General features: G+C 58.5%; 16 protein-coding genes. 13 read left to right on the top strand and 3 right to left on the bottom strand.

What is annotated here, in order from left to right:
• Positions 1-33: 33 nt before the first annotated feature.
• Complete coding sequence (locus tag IGS75_RS12005) at positions 34-2,160, bottom strand: M3 family metallopeptidase (RefSeq protein WP_202256970.1); 2,127 nt, start codon at positions 2,158-2,160, stop codon at positions 34-36.
• Between the two features lie 214 nt (positions 2,161-2,374).
• Between IGS75_RS12005 and IGS75_RS12000 the strand changes: the two genes are divergently transcribed.
• From IGS75_RS12000 to IGS75_RS11985, 4 genes are all read left to right on the top strand, one after another.
• Positions 2,375-2,710, top strand: coding sequence for a hypothetical protein (locus IGS75_RS12000; RefSeq protein WP_202256969.1), 336 nt, complete (start codon positions 2,375-2,377; stop codon positions 2,708-2,710).
• 112 nt (positions 2,711-2,822) lie between these two features.
• On the top strand, positions 2,823-3,323 hold the full coding sequence (locus IGS75_RS11995) for a hypothetical protein (RefSeq protein WP_202256968.1): 501 nt from the start codon (positions 2,823-2,825) through the stop codon (positions 3,321-3,323).
• A gap of 82 nt (positions 3,324-3,405) precedes the next feature.
• Entirely contained in the window at positions 3,406-4,155 is a 750-nt protein-coding gene (locus IGS75_RS11990) for a hypothetical protein (RefSeq protein ID WP_202256967.1), read from the top strand.
• Positions 4,152-4,781, top strand: a complete 630-nt coding sequence (locus tag IGS75_RS11985) for a hypothetical protein (protein ID WP_202256966.1) — start codon at positions 4,152-4,154, stop codon at positions 4,779-4,781. The genes IGS75_RS11990 and IGS75_RS11985 overlap by 4 nt, the downstream gene beginning before the upstream one ends.
• A gap of 20 nt (positions 4,782-4,801) precedes the next feature.
• Here the strand turns inward: IGS75_RS11985 and IGS75_RS11980 are convergent, their stop codons facing one another.
• Together IGS75_RS11980 and IGS75_RS11975 are read right to left on the bottom strand one after the other, a co-directional pair.
• The gene (locus tag IGS75_RS11980; RefSeq protein WP_202256965.1) at positions 4,802-5,986 is read right to left on the bottom strand and encodes a serine hydrolase domain-containing protein; all 1,185 of its coding nucleotides are present in this window, start codon (positions 5,984-5,986) and stop codon (positions 4,802-4,804) included.
• Between the two features lie 92 nt (positions 5,987-6,078).
• On the bottom strand, positions 6,079-7,005 hold the full coding sequence (locus IGS75_RS11975; protein WP_202256964.1) for a glycosyltransferase family 2 protein: 927 nt from the start codon (positions 7,003-7,005) through the stop codon (positions 6,079-6,081).
• Between the two features lie 245 nt (positions 7,006-7,250).
• On the opposite strand from IGS75_RS11975, the gene IGS75_RS11970 reads away from it, so the two are divergent.
• From IGS75_RS11970 to IGS75_RS11930, 9 genes are all read left to right on the top strand, one after another.
• Positions 7,251-8,414, top strand: a complete 1,164-nt coding sequence (locus tag IGS75_RS11970) for an MlaE family ABC transporter permease (protein ID WP_202256963.1) — start codon at positions 7,251-7,253, stop codon at positions 8,412-8,414.
• A 3-nt stretch (positions 8,415-8,417) separates the two neighbouring features.
• Positions 8,418-9,185, top strand: a complete 768-nt coding sequence (locus IGS75_RS11965; RefSeq protein WP_141353804.1) for an ABC transporter ATP-binding protein — start codon at positions 8,418-8,420, stop codon at positions 9,183-9,185.
• On the top strand, positions 9,185-10,144 hold the full coding sequence (locus tag IGS75_RS11960; RefSeq protein ID WP_202258554.1) for an MlaD family protein: 960 nt from the start codon (positions 9,185-9,187) through the stop codon (positions 10,142-10,144). Before IGS75_RS11965 ends, IGS75_RS11960 begins: the two co-directional genes overlap by 1 nt.
• A 44-nt stretch (positions 10,145-10,188) precedes the next feature.
• Positions 10,189-10,767, top strand: a complete 579-nt coding sequence (locus IGS75_RS11955; protein ID WP_337249220.1) for a PqiC family protein — start codon at positions 10,189-10,191, stop codon at positions 10,765-10,767.
• Between the two features lie 93 nt (positions 10,768-10,860).
• Positions 10,861-12,348, top strand: a complete 1,488-nt coding sequence (locus IGS75_RS11950) for an ABC transporter substrate-binding protein (protein WP_237469088.1) — start codon at positions 10,861-10,863, stop codon at positions 12,346-12,348.
• Between the two features lie 5 nt (positions 12,349-12,353).
• Complete coding sequence (locus IGS75_RS11945) at positions 12,354-13,298, top strand: ABC transporter permease (protein ID WP_237468795.1); 945 nt, start codon at positions 12,354-12,356, stop codon at positions 13,296-13,298.
• Positions 13,295-14,110, top strand: a complete 816-nt coding sequence (locus IGS75_RS11940) for an ABC transporter permease (protein ID WP_202256961.1) — start codon at positions 13,295-13,297, stop codon at positions 14,108-14,110. Before IGS75_RS11945 ends, IGS75_RS11940 begins: the two co-directional genes overlap by 4 nt.
• Entirely contained in the window at positions 14,107-14,925 is an 819-nt protein-coding gene (locus IGS75_RS11935) for an ATP-binding cassette domain-containing protein (RefSeq protein WP_202256960.1), read from the top strand. Before IGS75_RS11940 ends, IGS75_RS11935 begins: the two co-directional genes overlap by 4 nt.
• A complete protein-coding gene (locus IGS75_RS11930) occupies positions 14,922-15,686 on the top strand; it encodes an ABC transporter ATP-binding protein (RefSeq protein WP_202256959.1) in 765 nt (254 codons plus the stop codon). The genes IGS75_RS11935 and IGS75_RS11930 overlap by 4 nt, the downstream gene beginning before the upstream one ends.
• Positions 15,687-15,691: the final 5 nt, after the last annotated feature.

The following is a 15,691-nucleotide window of genomic DNA, read 5'->3' as shown; positions in this document are numbered from 1 at the left end:
AGAAAAGATCAGGTCTTTCCTCCCGGCTTATGATTATTTGCCCTGTTCGGAAACAAGCCCGCGATGCACTAACATCGGAGTGATGTCCGGATCACGGCCATAGAAGGCACGGAACATTGGGCCGTAATCCATGGTGTGTCCCTTCGAAAGGATCATGTCGCGGAAGCGCTGTCCATTCTCACGTGTTAGACCACCATGCTCCTGGAACCAGGAGAATACGTCCTGGTCCAGCATTTCCGTCCACAGATAAGCGTAATAGCCGGCGGAATATCCGTTAGACCAGATATGCAGAAAGTAGCTGGAGCGATAACGCGGCGGAACGGCTGCAACGTCCAACCCTGTGCTGTTCAGCGCATCGCTCTCAAACTTGTCCACGTCTTGACGCGGTGCCGTCGCGGGCAGGCTATGCCATTTCATGTCCAGCTCGGATGCGGCGACGATCTCGCCCAATGCATAGCCCTGATTGAAGTGTGCAGCCTTACGGATCTTCTCAACCAGGGCCTTGGGCATCGGAGCGCCGGTCTTGTAGTGCCGCGCGTAATGCGACAGGACCTTGGGATCCAGCGCCCAATTCTCGTTGAACTGCGAGGGGAACTCCACGAAATCACGCGCCACGCTGGTACCGGACAGCGACGGATAGGTCTGGTCTGCGAACAGACCATGCAGGGCATGGCCGAATTCGTGGAACATGGTCGTCACATCGTCGGACGTGATGAGTTGCGGCTGGCCGGGGGCCGCTTTAGTGAAATTGGCGACGTTATAGATGACGGGCTTCGTGCCAAGCAGTTTGGACTGCCCGACGAAGTTGGACATCCAGGCGCCGCCGGATTTGTTGTCCCGCTTGAAGTAATCGAAATACATCAGGCCGAGCGGAGAACCGTCCTTGTCATGGACTTCAAAAACCATGACATCAGGCTGGTAGACAGGAATATCCGTCCGCTGCTGGAACGTGATCCCGTAAAGCTGGTTAGCAGCGAAAAATACGCCATCCGTCAGAACCGTTTTAAGCTCGAAATACGGCTTGATTTCATCCTGATCGAGATTGTACTTCGCACGGCGCACCTGATCGGAATAATGCTCCCAGTCCCAGGGCTTCAGATCGAACTTGCCACCATCCTTGCGAATAGCCTTCTGAAGGACCTCGGCTTCGCGCTTCTGCTCGGCAACAGTAGCCGGGACAAGCTGCTGCATGAAGTTTTCAGCAGCTTCCGGCGTCTTGGCCATCTGATCGTACAGCGTATAGGCAGCAAAATTCGGATAACCGAAGAGTGCAGCTTTCTGCGCACGGAGTTCTGCCAGTTCGGAAATCGTGGCGCGGGTGTCGTTTTCGTCCCCCTTCTCGGCACGGGTCCAGCTCTGCTCGAACAGGGCCTGCCGGGTTTCACGGTCCGTCAGGGAAGTCAAAGCAGGCTGCTGCGTCGTGTTCTGAAGGGGAATGACCCATTTTCCGGTCAATCCACGCTCCTGCGCTGCCTTGGCGGCAGAAGCGATTGTGTTGTCATCCAGACCGGCCAGCGCCTTTTTGCTGTTCACGATCAGAGCACCGCTCTTGGCGCTCGCAATCAGCTTTTGCTCGTACTGCGTCTCAAGGTTGGAGAGGCGTGTATTGATCGCACGCAGCTTTGTCTTGTCTGTTGCCGAAAGCCGGGCGCCAGCATGGACAAACTGCTGGTAGTAGATGTCGAGAAGCTGGGCCTGCTCGGGGGTCAGGGTGAGCTTTTCGCGACGATCGTAAAGCGACTTCACGCGGGCGAAGAGCTTCGCGTTCAGATAGACTTCATCTTCATGGGCAGTCAGGCGGGGCGCTTCCTGGCTTTGTACCTTATCCAGCGTATCGTTGGTGTTGGCCTGGTAAACACCGTAGAACGTCATCTGCACACGGTTGAGGGTTTGGCCCGCGCGTTCCATTGCAGCAATGGTATTATCAAAAGTCGGTGCTGCGCGATTGTTGGCGATCGCTTTAATCTCTCGCAAATGCTCGGCCATTCCACGCTCGAAAGCCGGGGCGTAGTCACTGTCCGTGATCTGATCAAAACGGGGGGCCTGATAAGGCAGCGTACTTGCCGAAAAGAACGGGTTCGTGGAAGCAGCATGTGCTTCAGCAGAAAGAGAAAATGCCGAAACTGCAAGAACTGCAGCAAGCCTGAAATTGAAAGCCATGAAATCGCCTGTAATACTCGTGATGATGCCGAACCGTATGGTGTTCAGGAAAGATCGTCAAACGGCTGATCGCGCCACCGCAAGCGTGTGAAAATTGCCAATTTCCACTTGACGGCATTTTCTCCTTGGTGCGTGCGAAAACTCCTCTCTAGACCGGCAGAGTGTTTTGACACGCCCGCCTTTTCGGGGCGGTTTTTCATAGCCGGAGATGACAATGGATTGGACATCGCTGTTCCAGACCATCCTGCCCTATCTGCCTGCCAAATACGCTGGCGACATTGTTTCAATCATCACATTTTTCATTGCCGCGGCCGCGCTGGCCCTGCGCTTCTGGAAGCCGCCGGCCAGCACGTCGAAGCTGCTCCCACTGTTCCGGATCGTGAGCATGGTCGCGCAGGCAAAGGGCTGGAATACCAGCGCCTACCAGCCAGGAGCAAAAGCCATCATGGTGCCGGTCGGCTCCTCACGTGCGAAAGAGGCCGAAAAACTTGGACTGGACATGGTCTCGACGCACCCAAAGGCCGGTGAACCGCCCCGTCGCGTCAACTGATTTCACCGTCGCTCATTTCACTACCGGGCTAATCGTCTGCCCGGAGACAGCTTTCATTTTCATGACCCATAGCCGCCCCCTGAGGCGGCTTTTTTTATTTCTGGAGCTTTTGATGCGTAACCGTCTGATCGCCCTGAGCCTTGGCGCTGTTCTTCTTGCCTCCACAAGCGCCTGCACCACGACTGGCAGCACAACTACTTTCAACACTCAAGCCCTGAGCAGTGACGCCGCTGCCATCGCTTATGCGGTTCAGGCCATCGAGAGCATTCCGGATCTGGAAAATCATCTTTCTGCTACGGATAAAGCGACATTCGATAATCTGATCGCCCAAATCAAAAGCGTGACCGCACAGGTTGCGGCCAACTCCAACGGTTCCATCACGGTTACAACCGGCAGGGACTGGGCCAAGAGCCTCGGCACCAATCTGCAGACCCTGTTGGCCATCGCAACGCCAATCGTGAAGGTCTACTCGCCCTCCACCGCCACTTACATGAGCACGGTGTCCGCGATGATCCCGCTGGTCGAAGCTCTTGCAGGCGTTACGGCGGCCCCTTTTGCTGGCACCACGCAGGCGCCGGAACTGATCCGTGCCCGGATCTATCAGGGCATTTGACGCTCCGTCCTCTTCCTCACCCCAAAGACAGGAGCGGCTCACCTGAACCGCTCCCTAATTTATGTTCCTGCCGGAGTTGTCCATGTTCCGATGCCTTGGCAAACGTGCGCCCAAACATGATCTGCGAACCTACCGTCTGGCGCCCATACTGGCCGCACACCTTCCCACCATTCCTATGCAGAAGGACTGGTCCGAAGAGGTGCCCTATCAGATGTGGGGCAATGACCGATATGGCTGCTGTGCGTTCGCAGCCCATGCAGCCCTGACGGCGACATGGACCCATGCCGCGCAGGGGCTGGTCCTCCTCTCCACGGATATGGTGTTGAACAACTACGGAGCCGTGACCGGGTTCGATCCGCAGACGGGAGCCCGGGACAACGGAACAGTCCTGCTGGACGAGCTAAACTTCTGGCTGCGTCAGGGTCTGCACCGTCCAGGACAGACTCTGGATTACCTGACGGCTTACGGCACGATCGATCCACAGGACGGCGACGGTATCCGTCGCAGCATCTGTTATCTGGGGGGCGTTCTCGCAGGGGTTCAGGTGCCACAGGGCTTCATGGATCTTCCACTGGGCGCGACGTGGGACTGGAACGCCATTTCCGATCGCACGCTGGTCGGCGGCCATGCCATTGCCCTCGTGGGCTACAATCCTGAAGGGATTTTCTTCAATACCTGGGGCACGCGCACATTCATGCCGTGGGACACCTTCACGAAGATTGCCGATGAAGCCTATGGCCTGCTGTCGCGCCAGAACTGGATCGGCATTCCCGGCACATCGCCAACCGGAGAAGACTTCAAAGTCCTTCTGACTGAAGTGAGAGGCGTATGAAAGGCAGATTTTCCTCCGGACGTCCTGTTCTGGCCCTGCTGACAGTTGCCCTTCTCGGAGGCTGTGCGACGGGATCTCCGTCCCCTGTCACGATCAGTGAGGCTATTGCTGGCATCCAGATGGATCTGACGAAAACGGGCGTAGTCAGTACCTCACATATGCAGGACTGGACAGTCGAACAAAAGACAGGGTTTGACCGGAACGTTCGTGCCTTGCAATGCAACCAGCATGTTGCCGACCCGGTTGTCGCCATGATTTCCGGTCCGGTTACGCTATCACTGTCGGGAAGCTTTACGTCCTCGGGCAGCTTCTCAGTCAGCAGTTCCGGCACGCTGCCCGTTTTCGGCCTTCAGGCTGACGCTAACCGCACAAAAACCCAGACAATTAACCTTCCGGTCCAGTTCGTGCCGCTTTCCGCACTACCGGATGCTGAAATGGCTCGGGAAGTCGGTTATGCCGGCAATCTCCTGTCGCAGAGCGATACCGTACGTCGGGCCGAAGGGGAAAGGATCAGAACCAGTCGCGATGCCCTGACACAGCATATTCTGGAACTGATCGCCCTCTATCCCGGATCCTGTCCTAAAGATCCGGCTCACCCCTTCGTCGGTGTCCGGCACGTTCCTTGAAACGCAGCTGCGAAAAACAACTAAACTGGCGCGGAAAGGCCGAGCGCCCTTCCCGCTGCAGTGGCAATGTCATGTCTCAGCCGCACGACACTATGCCCCCCTGAAGGATGGACCCGGTTTGTCAGGATCAGCACATAACTGTCGCTGTCAGGGTCGATCCAAAGAGACGTACCGGTAAAGCCAGTATGCCCGAAGGAACGGCGGGAAAACACGTCTCCCCTCGGGGAAGAATAATGGGTATCGATGTCCCAGCCCAGTCCCCGCAGCTCCGTTTTTCCCGCCGGCTGCTGCGGCGTAGTCATAAGGATGAGCGTCTCCCGTCGTAGGGGGAAGCGGCTCGGACGTCCTTTCAGACGATCCAGAAGGGCCTGTGCATAAAGCGTCATGTCCCGCGCATCCGAGAACAGTCCGGCATGGCCGGCCACCCCCCCCATTCTCCGCGCTGTCGGATCATGCACCACGCCGCGCAGCATGTTGCCCTGCTCGTCATACTGTGTCGGAGCGATGATAGGACGCAGGCTATCAGCCGGAAGATAGCCGGATTCCGTCATACCCAACGGTTCAAGAATATTAATCCGGGCATACTGATCGAGCGGCATCCCGCTCAGTTTTTCGACCAGAAGCCCCAGCATAATGTAATTGATGTCACTATAAACGAACTTCTCGCCCGGTGGATTGGCGAGCGGAGACTTCATGGCTCGCCTGACCCCCTCAGACTTACCGGTCCAGGGATCATTCAGGGGAAGGTCCGGCGGCAGACCGGAATAATGGGTCATGAGCAGGCGAACCGAAATATCACCCTTTCCATTGGATGCAAATTCCGGGAAATACTGACTTACGCGGTCATCAAGCTGCAACTTCTTCTGCTCGACCAGTTGCATGACCGAAGGCGCCGTCATGGTCGGTTTGGTGAGGGACGCCATGTCAAAGCGCGTCCCCCAATCCAGAGGTTCGGACACCGGAGCCAGTGCCCGTTTTCCATAGACGAACCGATGCACGATCTTTTCATCATGACCGATCGCGACCACGGCGCCCGGAGCTTCACCGCTTCTGATGGCATCCCGGACGAGAACGTCCACTGCATCGAACGAAGAGCCCGGTCGCGCGCATGCGGTCATCTGGCTGACACAGGTCGCACCCCCCCCAAGCAGGACATGGCGCCGCTTCAGAAAAGCGTGCCTTTTTGTGGCGAGCGTCTCCGGCATGTTCCGTCTCTCTCTTCTGCCCTGATCCTTTACGGAAAAGAGTAGCTATTTTTTACGATCACGCAACAGAATGCCTGACCGCGTTCGACCCGTTAATACGTGCGGCGGAGCACGTAAATCGGGCGCTGCTTCGTCTCCATATAAATACGGCCGATATATTCCCCCAGCATGCCGATACTAATAATCTGCACACTACTAAAAAAAATAATCGCAACGAACAGAGACGTATAACCTGGAACGGGATTGCCCCAGATGATCGTCCGCAACATGATAAAAAGCGCATAAAACATGGAGAGCAGCGCACCTGCTGTTCCCAGATAGGTCCACAGCCGAATAGGTGCGGAGGAAAAGCTGGTGAAGCCTTCCAGAGCGAAATTCCACAGGGAATAGCCAGAGAATTTCGTCATACCCGCCGCACGGGGCTTCCGGACGTAATCGATACTGACCGTCCGAAACCCAACCCAGGCGAACAGGCCTTTCATGAATCGCTGACGCTCAGGCAACCTTTTGAGCGCCTCGACCACGCATCGGTCCATCAGGCGGAAATCCCCCACATTTTCTGGAATTCGGATATGGGCAAGGCGATTATGCAGCGCATAGAACCAAGACGCCGTCTTGCGCTTGAGCAAACTGTCACTGGACCGGTCGATCCGTTTACCCAGCACGACCTCCGCCCCGTCCCGCCAGGCCTGAACCATTTTCGGGATGATCTCGGGCGGATCCTGAAGATCGGCGTCGATGATGATGACCGCATCCCCCGTCGCCGCATCGAGACCAGCCGTCAGCGCGGCTTCCTTGCCGAAATTGCGCGACAGTTCAAGGACCTTGAACCGCCGGTCCACTTCGCAAAATCCGTTCAACTCCCGTAGAGTACCATCGCTGCTACCATCATCGACGCAGACAATTTCCCAATCCGTGTCCGCAATCCCGTCAAGGACCGGCAGGATACTCCGCACGAAATGGCCGATAGCGGCTTCTTCGTTCCAGAACGGGACAATCAGGGAAAGCTGGCGGGCCATAGAGGGTTTTCAGGTTCCAAATCGTGACAGAATGATCATAACAGAAATATTCTCGTAACAGTCAGCCCTCCCAGCACGAAAAGAACAGCGTTCTTCGGGTACAGTCGATGCGTGTCAGAACCTTTCATGAGCATTGATCTTTTGCCTGCAGCCGATAAGGTGCCACGTCAGGACGGTGATCGAATTTCCATTCCGTTCTGTCTTTTGCAGAATCAGGGGATGTCAGGACCGGAAATGCAGAGTCCATGACCGATCAGACCACAACAGGGCCATCAGCCGCACAGCCCGCAGACAGAATGCCGCAGTGGCATCTACAGGGTGAGCAGACCGCACCGGTCATGGTTCTGAGCGGTACCTGGCAGGCGCGGGCCGGCAATATCCCCGTTTTCCCGAAAGACGGGCTGAAAAAAGCGCCCGGCGCCCATCTATCCTTCCAGACATCCGATCTCCAGGTCTGGGATACCGGACTTGTGGCGTTCCTCTGGGATCTCAAGCGCGTTGCCCATGACGCCGGCATCAGTCTGGATATGCAGACACTACCCGGCCCGATGCGCCAGCTTCTCGAACTATTGCCCGAAGTCCCCGACGAGCCCGTCCATCACAAGACCGCCCGCACCCCTTTTCTGGAAACAGTCGGCAATCACGCTATCGCATCAATGACGGAAGTTGGCGTCGTCTCCGAACTGGGCGCGCTGACAGCAAAGGGTGCCGTCCTCACGCTCCTCGGTCGCAGCCGGATGCGTATGATCGATCTGCTGGCCAATACGGCTGATGCCGGCCCGTACGCTCTGCTCATCGTGGGTATCGTCAACTTTCTGATCGGTGCGATCCTGGCATTCGTGGGCGCTGTCGAGCTTCAGAAATTCGCCGCCGGCATCTATGTGGCCAGTCTGGTCGGGATTGCCATGGTGCGTGAGATGGCCGCTGTTATGACAGCCATCATTATGGCCGGTCGGACGGGTGGCGCCTATGCCGCACGGATTTCCACCATGCAGGGCAATGAGGAAATTGACGCCCTGAACGTTTTCGGCATCCCGACCTCAACCTATCTGATCCTACCAGCCGTCCTTTCCCTCATCATCACGATGCCGTTCCTTTACCTATACGGATGCCTGATTGGCATGCTGGGCGGCTTCGTCGTGGCCATCTCGATGCTGGACATCACGGCGGCGGGATATTTCCATCAGACGGTCACAGCGTTCGGGATCGGCCAGTTCGTCTTCGGTTTCACCAAGAGCCTTGTCTTCGGGGCCTTCATCGGTTTGACGAGCTGCCGGATCGGCCTGAAGGCCGGGCGGTCAGCCGCGGATGTCGGCATTGCCGCCACACGGGCCGTCGTGGTGGGGATCGTGGGCGTTATTGCGATCGACGCGATCTTCGCCGTCATCGCCGATGTTCTGGGGATCTGAGACATGCCTGACCAGACCGTCCTGTCCCTGCGCGATATCACGCTCTCCTTCGGCCCCAAGATCATCCAGAAAAACATCTCGCTCGACGTACGCAAGGGAAGCATCTTCGCCGTCATGGGCGGCTCGGGCTGCGGCAAGAGCACGCTTCTCAAGAGCATGATCGGCCTGCTGCGTCCGTCCGCCGGCGAATATCACGTCGGAGATGAGAATTACTGGGCCGGAGACGAAGCCCACCGCGCAGAGCTGAACCATCGCTTCGGCGTGCTGTTCCAGAGTGGCGCGCTCTGGAGTTCCATGACGATCGGCGAGAATATCGCCCTGCCGCTTCAGATGTTCACTGATCTGAAACCCGCCGTGATCCGCAGGCTGGTGGAACTGAAGCTCGGCTTCGTCGGCATGTTGCAGGCAATCGATCTTTACCCCTCCGAAATCAGCGGCGGAATGCGCAAGCGCGCCGGTCTGGCCCGCGCCCTTGCGCTTGATCCGGACATTCTGTTTTTCGACGAACCTTCCGCAGGCCTCGATCCGATCACCTCCGCGCGACTGGACGATCTGATCCTGAACCTGCGCGATGGACTTGGCGCAACGATCATCATCGTCAGCCATGAGCTGCCGAGCCTGTTCCACATCGCCGATGACGGTATTTTCCTGGATCCCAGGACAAAAACCCCGATCGCCCATGGCTCGCCCCGCGATTTGCGGGACAACTGTACGGACCCACAAGTGCATGCCTTCATGCACCGTGAACGCGACGAAGAAGGAAACACATGATGAACAGGCAGGCTCTTGTCGGTGCTTTTGTCCTTGGAGGGACAGGCCTGCTCGTCGCAGCGTTCGTCCTGTTCGGCAATTTTCATCCTTTCAGCCGGACGGAAAAAGCCGTTCTGGTGTTCCACGGCGCCTCTTCGGGACTGACTGTTGGCTCTCCCGTCACATTCCGGGGCGTACAGGTTGGCGCGGTGGACCGTGTCGTCATCGAATACAATCCCGCCACCAAAGACGCCTATATCCCCGTCTTTGTCACAATGCGTCCAGACAACATCATCCTGGCGAACAACAGCCATCATCGCCCTAGCATGGCAGACCTCATCCAGCAGGGCTTGCGCGGCGAGATGAACCTCAAGAGCTTCGTCACCGGCACGTCTGAAATTGATCTGGATTTCGCCCCCTCGATCCCGGCCGTGCTGCATCCCGATATTGCCCGCATCACCGAAATCCCAACCAGGCAGTCCACCATCGCGGCCATGACACAGAGCCTTCAGGACCTGCCCCTAAAGCAGATCGGCGAGAACGCCGATGCGACCCTGGTATCAGTCCGGAAGCTTTCAAACCAGCTCGACAAAGACCTGCCAGCACTCGTGCAGAGCATTCGTGACACCTCCGATCACAGTCGGGACATGATCGATGCTGCCCACAAGACGGTGACGGACCTCGACCCTGTTCTGACGCGGACACTGCTCAGTGTAGACAAGCTGGCCAACGAGGGCACGACCCAGCTCAATGCGCGCGGTCATGAACTCCATGCCATCCTGCAGAACAGCAACGATGCCGTCCAACAGGCTTCAAAGAGTCTGGCCAATTTAGAGAGCATGACGTCCCCACGCTCTGCCGACCGAGCTAATCTCGAAGCAAGCTTGCGGGATATCGCCGCCGCCGCGTCTGCCCTGCGCGGTTTTGCAACAGACGTGGAGCGTAATCCGCAGCTCCTCCTCACGGGACGCCGGCCATGAGCAGACAGTTCCGCCGCCCTCTGTTCCTTCCGGAGACCAAACCCGTGACACGGCTCATAACCCGATCTGCATCTCTTCTGGCCCTCGCCCTGATGTCAGGCTGCGCCGCACCTCCCGTCCAGTTCTACACGCTCGGCGCACCTGCCATTACGCAAAACACCGCTGCCCTTCCCGCTTCAGCTCCTGTCCTAAGCGTGTCGCATGTCACACTTCCGGATTATATCGACAGTCAGGATATCCTCATACGCCACGGCGACCAGCTTGACCGCAGCCCCAACGGGCGCTGGGGAAGCCGTCTGTCCCAAGGAGTGACCGACCTTCTTGCCGCCCATCTAGGGCAGGACTGGCCAGGTTATGCCGTAACCACGCAGCCTTTGGCAGAAACGCCGGCCTTGCGTCTTGCAGTTAATATCAGCAGGCTGGATCTCAACAGCAGCGGTCAGGGTGCCCTGACGGCCGACTGGGCACTGATCCCCTCGGATGAACACCAGCCCGTCCAGCGCAGCCGTGCCTCCTTCACCTCACAGGGCTCTGTGACGACCGACAGCGGCAAGGTTGCCCTGACCCGGACCCTCGTCGAGCAACTCGCTGCCCGGATCGCCAGCACGAGCCCGCATCCCTGAACAGCAACCCCTTTCGCTCAGGCGACGAAGACCCTATTTTCCGTGATCCTGCGCCCTGAGGCTGCAAGTTCGCGGAGCGCCTGATTGAAAACCGTGCCCATTCTCCTGACCGTTCTCGCGGTCGGCTTTCCGGCGTCTCATATTCCCGGGACAGCGCGGGCAGCCGATACGCGCGATACGCTTTCGATTGGTCTGGCGATCGAACCACCGGGCCTGGATCCGACGCGTGGCTCCAGCGAAGCTATCGGGATGGTGACGTACGGCAACATCTACGAAGGTCTGATGCGGCTGGACGAACAGGGTGCCCTCAAACCCCTTCTGGCACAGGAGTGGCATATCTCGCCGGACGGCCTGATTTATGATTTCACGCTACATGACGGCGTGCATTTCCACGACAGCACGCTCCTGACCTGCGACAGTGTAAAGTTTTCCCTGCTGCGGGCCGGTACGACGGACAGCACCAACCCACACAGGACCATTTTTAGCCAGATCGCCAACATCTCATGCCCGGACAGCCTGCATGTCAGCATCCGGCTTCAGCATCCTTACGGCAGTTTTCTTTACCAGCTCGCCTGGAACGACGCCGCCATTCTTTCACCGACGTCTGTGACGCAGAACATAAGCCATCCCATCGGCACAGGTCCGTTCGCGTTCGGTGAATGGCGGCGCGGGGACCACCTGACCCTGACCCGCAATCCGAATTACTGGGGCGCCAGAGCTACCCTGCAATCGGTGACGTTCCGCTTCATGCCCGACCCCCTGTCCGCCAGTAACGCGCTGCTGGCCGGAGAACTGGATGCCTATCCGTCTTTCCCGTCCCGGGAAATCCTGAGCCGCTTTGCTGGAAATCCGCAGTTGCAGGCCGTCCGGGGCAGTTTTCCCTTCAAGGCCATTCTCGCCCTCAACAACGCCCGGCGTCCGTTCAGTGATTTCCGCGTCCGGCAGGCCATCGCACAGGCCATTGACCGCAAAGCTCTGATTCAGGCCGTGGCCGACGGAGACGGAACGCTCCTGCAATCTCACATGGCACCGGACGATCCCGATTACGCCGCCCTACCCGACCGCTATCCCTATGATCCGGACCACGCCCGCGCCCTGCTGAAAGAGGCCGGCGTCGCACCCGGCACGCATCTGACCCTGACTTTCCCGCCCATCGGCTATGCACGCGACAGCAGTGAGCTCATCGCCGCCTATCTGGAACAGGTCGGGCTGATCGTGACACTTCAGCCCGTGGAATGGCCGACATGGCTGGGTCAGGTGTATGGGCAGGGCCAGTTCGACATGACCGTCATCGCCCATACCGAGCCCCATGACATCGCGATCTATGACCGCACGCCGGTCTATTTCCACTACCACAGCCCGGTTTTTCATGGGCTCGTCGAGCAGTACGAAGCGACGGCAGACAAGGTCCAGCGGCATCAGCTTTCCGTGCAGATGCAGGAACAGCTCGCACAGGACGAACCCAATGTCTTCCTGTTCGCGATCCCCCGCGAAACCGTCATGAACCGGCGTCTTAAAGGACTGTGGACCAACCAGCCCATCGCAGGCTGCCCGGTTGCCGGTGTTTCCTGGGCACCATGACGGGCATGGCTGTTTTCCGCATCCCACTGGAACGGCTGCTTCTTCTTGTTGTCGCAAGCCTCGTCATTTTCGCGGCCATGAACCTTCTGCCCGGCGACCCCGCAGCGGTCATGCTCGGACTGGATGCAAGCCCCGAGAGTCTCGCGGCCCTGCACCAAAAACTCGGGCTGGAATCATCCCCGCCCGCGCGATACCTACACTGGATCAGCGCATTCATTCGCGGGGATCTGGGCCGGAGTTACATCTACGACGTTCCCGTCCGCAGCCTGATCGGTGAACGCCTGCAGAGCAGTCTGCCCCTGATCCTGCTGGCCATGCTGCTGTCTCTGGGGACAGGTATCACACTCGGCGTGATGGCAGCCGCAAAGCGCGGAACACTGCTTGATACGAGCCTGATGGGCTTCCTCCAGCTTTTCAAATCCATCCCGGATTTCTTGCTGGCGATGATGATGACGTTCCTGTTTTCCCTGACCCTGCACTGGCTACCCTCCAGCGGCTTTCCCGGCTGGCATGACGGTATCCTCCCGGCACTCAGGGCCCTCACCCTTCCCGCCATCGCTCTCGCCATCCCGCAGGCCGCTATCACGGCGCGTTTCACGCGCTCGTCCCTGATCGAGACCCTGTCTCAGGATTTTATCCGCACGGCCCGCGCACAGGGCTACAGCAGACGCGGCGTTCTGTGGCGCATCGCATTGCCTAACGCACTAATCCCTGTCCTGACGCTGACCGGGATCCAGCTTCCAGTTCTCGTGACGGGAACGATCATCGTCGAAAGCGTCTTCAGCCTGCCTGGTTGTGGAAAGCTCCTGCTGGAAGCCGTCAACCAGCGCGACATTCCCGTCGTGCAGAACCTCGTCATGCTAATCGTCGCGTCTGTAATTGTCCTTAATATCGTGATGACGATCCTCATTCGCTGGTTTGATCCGCGCCTTGAGACAGACCTGTCATGACAGCCCGTTCCAACCGGACGCTCCGGGTGGGGAGTATTCTGCTCGGAATTGTCCTCCTCCCCGCGACCGTCATAACCCTGTTCAATGGCGGTCACGCACCGCCCATCGACGTCCTACACCGTTATGCTCCGCCGTCCCCGCTGCATCCGCTCGGCACCGATCCTTTCGGTCGCGACCTCATGGTCCATGTTCTGACCGGAGCCTTCAACAGCGTGACGATCGCCGCGATCTCCGTCTGCCTCGCCACGATTGTGGGAACGGCACTCGGACTGATCGCTGCAGCCAGACCCGCCAGAACCATCATGGGACTGGCCGATCTGGGTCTGGCCTTCCCACCCGTCCTGATCGCAGCCCTTTTCGTCACCGCTCTTGGTGCCTCCGCCACGGGTGAAATCCTCGCCATTGCCCTGTTCGGCCTCCCGGCCCAGATCCGCATCACCCGGCAGGCTGCCCGCTCCATCCTCATTCAGGACTATATCGCCGCCTCCCGACTGGCCGGACGCGGCCCGTTTTACATCATGCGCCGACATGTCCTGCCCAATATCCTGCCGCTCCTGACGATTCAGGCGACATCCTCACTGGCCCTCGCAATCCTGTCCGATGCCGGGCTGTCCTATCTTGGTCTCGGCGCCCCTCCGCCACGACCGGATCTGGGACGTGCCCTGGCGTCGTATCAGATCCATATCTTCGATCACCCACTGCTGGTCGCCATTCCGGGAATAACGATCATATTTCTCGTGCTAGGCTTCAATATGTTCGGGGATGGCCTACGGGATGCGCTGGACGCAGCCTACGAGGAGCACACCCTGTGAGGTCCCTGCTCCATGTTCTAAATCTGAGCGTCCAAAGCCCGAACCGCCCGATCCTGCATGACGTATCGTTCACGCTTGAATCAGGACAGGTCCTCGCCATTACCGGGGAGTCCGGTTCAGGCAAATCCACTCTCGCACTGAGCCTGACGGGGCTGCTGCCCCCCGGCTTTCAGACTAACGGTAGCATTCGACTAGAAAAGACAGAGCTTTCCACACTTTCCGAACGAGACTGGTGCCAGATCAGGGGCAAAAGACTAGGCATGGTCTTTCAGGAGCCCATGACGGCCCTGAACCCCACACGCCGTATCGGAACACAAATCGGGGATACATTCCGCCTTCACACGACGCTCTCCCGTCGCGAGATCGACACGGAAACACGCACGCTTATGGAACAGGTCGGTCTGTCTGAAGCCGACGTGAGCGAACGCGCCTATCCGCATCAGCTTTCCGGTGGCCAGAGACAGCGCGTCCTGCTGGCAATGGCGCTGGCCTGCCAGCCCGAACTCCTGATCGCGGACGAGTTCAGCACTGCACTTGATGCCCGGACCCAAGCAGCCATGATGACGCTCGTGACCCGCCGTTGTGAGACGCAGGGCATGGCCGTTCTCATGATCTCCCATGACCTCGGGCTAGTGCGCCGGCATGCCGATCATGTTCTGGTCATGAAAGACGGCGCCTGCGTGGAACAGGGCACAACAGCATCAGTATTTAACGCCCCACGCCATCCCTATACGCAGGCACTACTGACCATGTCCCTGCACGGCGCAGCCCGCACGCCACTTACGCCCCTACCCGTCTTTACGGCGCCGTTATGATCCCGATTTTTCAGGCCCGAAATGTGACGTATGGAAGGACAAGCCGGCAGGATTTCTCCTTCACGCGACACAAACCCTCTCCCATTCTGAAAAATATCAGCTTTGATCTGCAGGCAGGCCAGACACTCGGGATCATCGGAGCCTCGGGCAGTGGAAAATCCACCCTGTGCCGTATCCTCAGCGGCCTGATCGCCCCAGATGAAGGGCAGATCCTGTATCAGGGGCAGGATTTCGCGACCGCGTCAGAAACCGTGCACAAGAAAATCCGTCCCGCGATCCAGATGATCTTTCAGGACCCGTCTGGCGCGCTCGATCCACGCCAGACGGTGGGTGATATTGTGGGGGAAGCGCTCGGTCCTGTTCCGGATCGGGACGCACGCATCCGCACAGCCCTCCAGGACGTCGGCCTTTCCGCCGAGATCACCAGCCGCTACCCGAGAGCCTTTTCCGGGGGCCAGAAGCAGCGGATCGCCATTGCCCGTGCCCTGATTACACGCCCTGCCGTCATCATCGCCGATGAAGCCGTCTCAGCACTGGATGTCTCCACACAAGCCATCGTCCGGAACCTGCTACTCGATCTTCAGAAGCGACATGGGCTGTCATATGTTTTCGTCAGTCACGATCTGGCTGTCATCCGCCATCTGTCGCACCATGTCGCCGTTCTGGATCAGGGCCGGATCGTGGAATCTGGCCCGGCGTCGGATATTCTGAATACGCCCAGCCAGCCCGCCACAAAGGCTCTTCTTGAAAACACCTACTGACCCGC

This window comes from Gluconobacter sphaericus, assembly GCF_016757795.1.
In the GTDB taxonomy this organism is placed as follows: domain Bacteria; phylum Pseudomonadota; class Alphaproteobacteria; order Acetobacterales; family Acetobacteraceae; genus Gluconobacter; species Gluconobacter sphaericus.
The sequence above is the reverse complement of the archived record's forward strand: the minus strand, read 5'-3'. Positions and strand labels throughout refer to the sequence as shown.

What these genes read in the sequence shown, in the direction of transcription:
- IGS75_RS11985 (WP_202256966.1), top strand. Translation starts at nt 4,152, where the DNA reads ATGAAAGGCAGATTTTCCTCCGGACGTCCTGTTCTGGCCCTGCTGACA.
- IGS75_RS11945 (WP_237468795.1), top strand. Translation starts at nt 12,354, where the DNA reads ATGGCTGTTTTCCGCATCCCACTGGAACGGCTGCTTCTTCTTGTTGTC.
- IGS75_RS12005 (WP_202256970.1), bottom strand. Translation starts at nt 2,160, where the DNA reads ATGGCTTTCAATTTCAGGCTTGCTGCAGTTCTTGCAGTTTCGGCATTT.
- IGS75_RS11980 (WP_202256965.1), bottom strand. Translation starts at nt 5,986, where the DNA reads ATGCCGGAGACGCTCGCCACAAAAAGGCACGCTTTTCTGAAGCGGCGC.
- IGS75_RS11970 (WP_202256963.1), top strand. Translation starts at nt 7,251, where the DNA reads ATGACCGATCAGACCACAACAGGGCCATCAGCCGCACAGCCCGCAGAC.
- IGS75_RS11995 (WP_202256968.1), top strand. Translation starts at nt 2,823, where the DNA reads ATGCGTAACCGTCTGATCGCCCTGAGCCTTGGCGCTGTTCTTCTTGCC.
- IGS75_RS11940 (WP_202256961.1), top strand. Translation starts at nt 13,295, where the DNA reads ATGACAGCCCGTTCCAACCGGACGCTCCGGGTGGGGAGTATTCTGCTC.
- IGS75_RS11975 (WP_202256964.1), bottom strand. Translation starts at nt 7,005, where the DNA reads ATGGCCCGCCAGCTTTCCCTGATTGTCCCGTTCTGGAACGAAGAAGCC.
- IGS75_RS11965 (WP_141353804.1), top strand. Translation starts at nt 8,418, where the DNA reads ATGCCTGACCAGACCGTCCTGTCCCTGCGCGATATCACGCTCTCCTTC.
- IGS75_RS11960 (WP_202258554.1), top strand. Translation starts at nt 9,185, where the DNA reads ATGAACAGGCAGGCTCTTGTCGGTGCTTTTGTCCTTGGAGGGACAGGC.
- IGS75_RS11990 (WP_202256967.1), top strand. Translation starts at nt 3,406, where the DNA reads ATGTTCCGATGCCTTGGCAAACGTGCGCCCAAACATGATCTGCGAACC.
- IGS75_RS12000 (WP_202256969.1), top strand. Translation starts at nt 2,375, where the DNA reads ATGGATTGGACATCGCTGTTCCAGACCATCCTGCCCTATCTGCCTGCC.
- IGS75_RS11930 (WP_202256959.1), top strand. Translation starts at nt 14,922, where the DNA reads ATGATCCCGATTTTTCAGGCCCGAAATGTGACGTATGGAAGGACAAGC.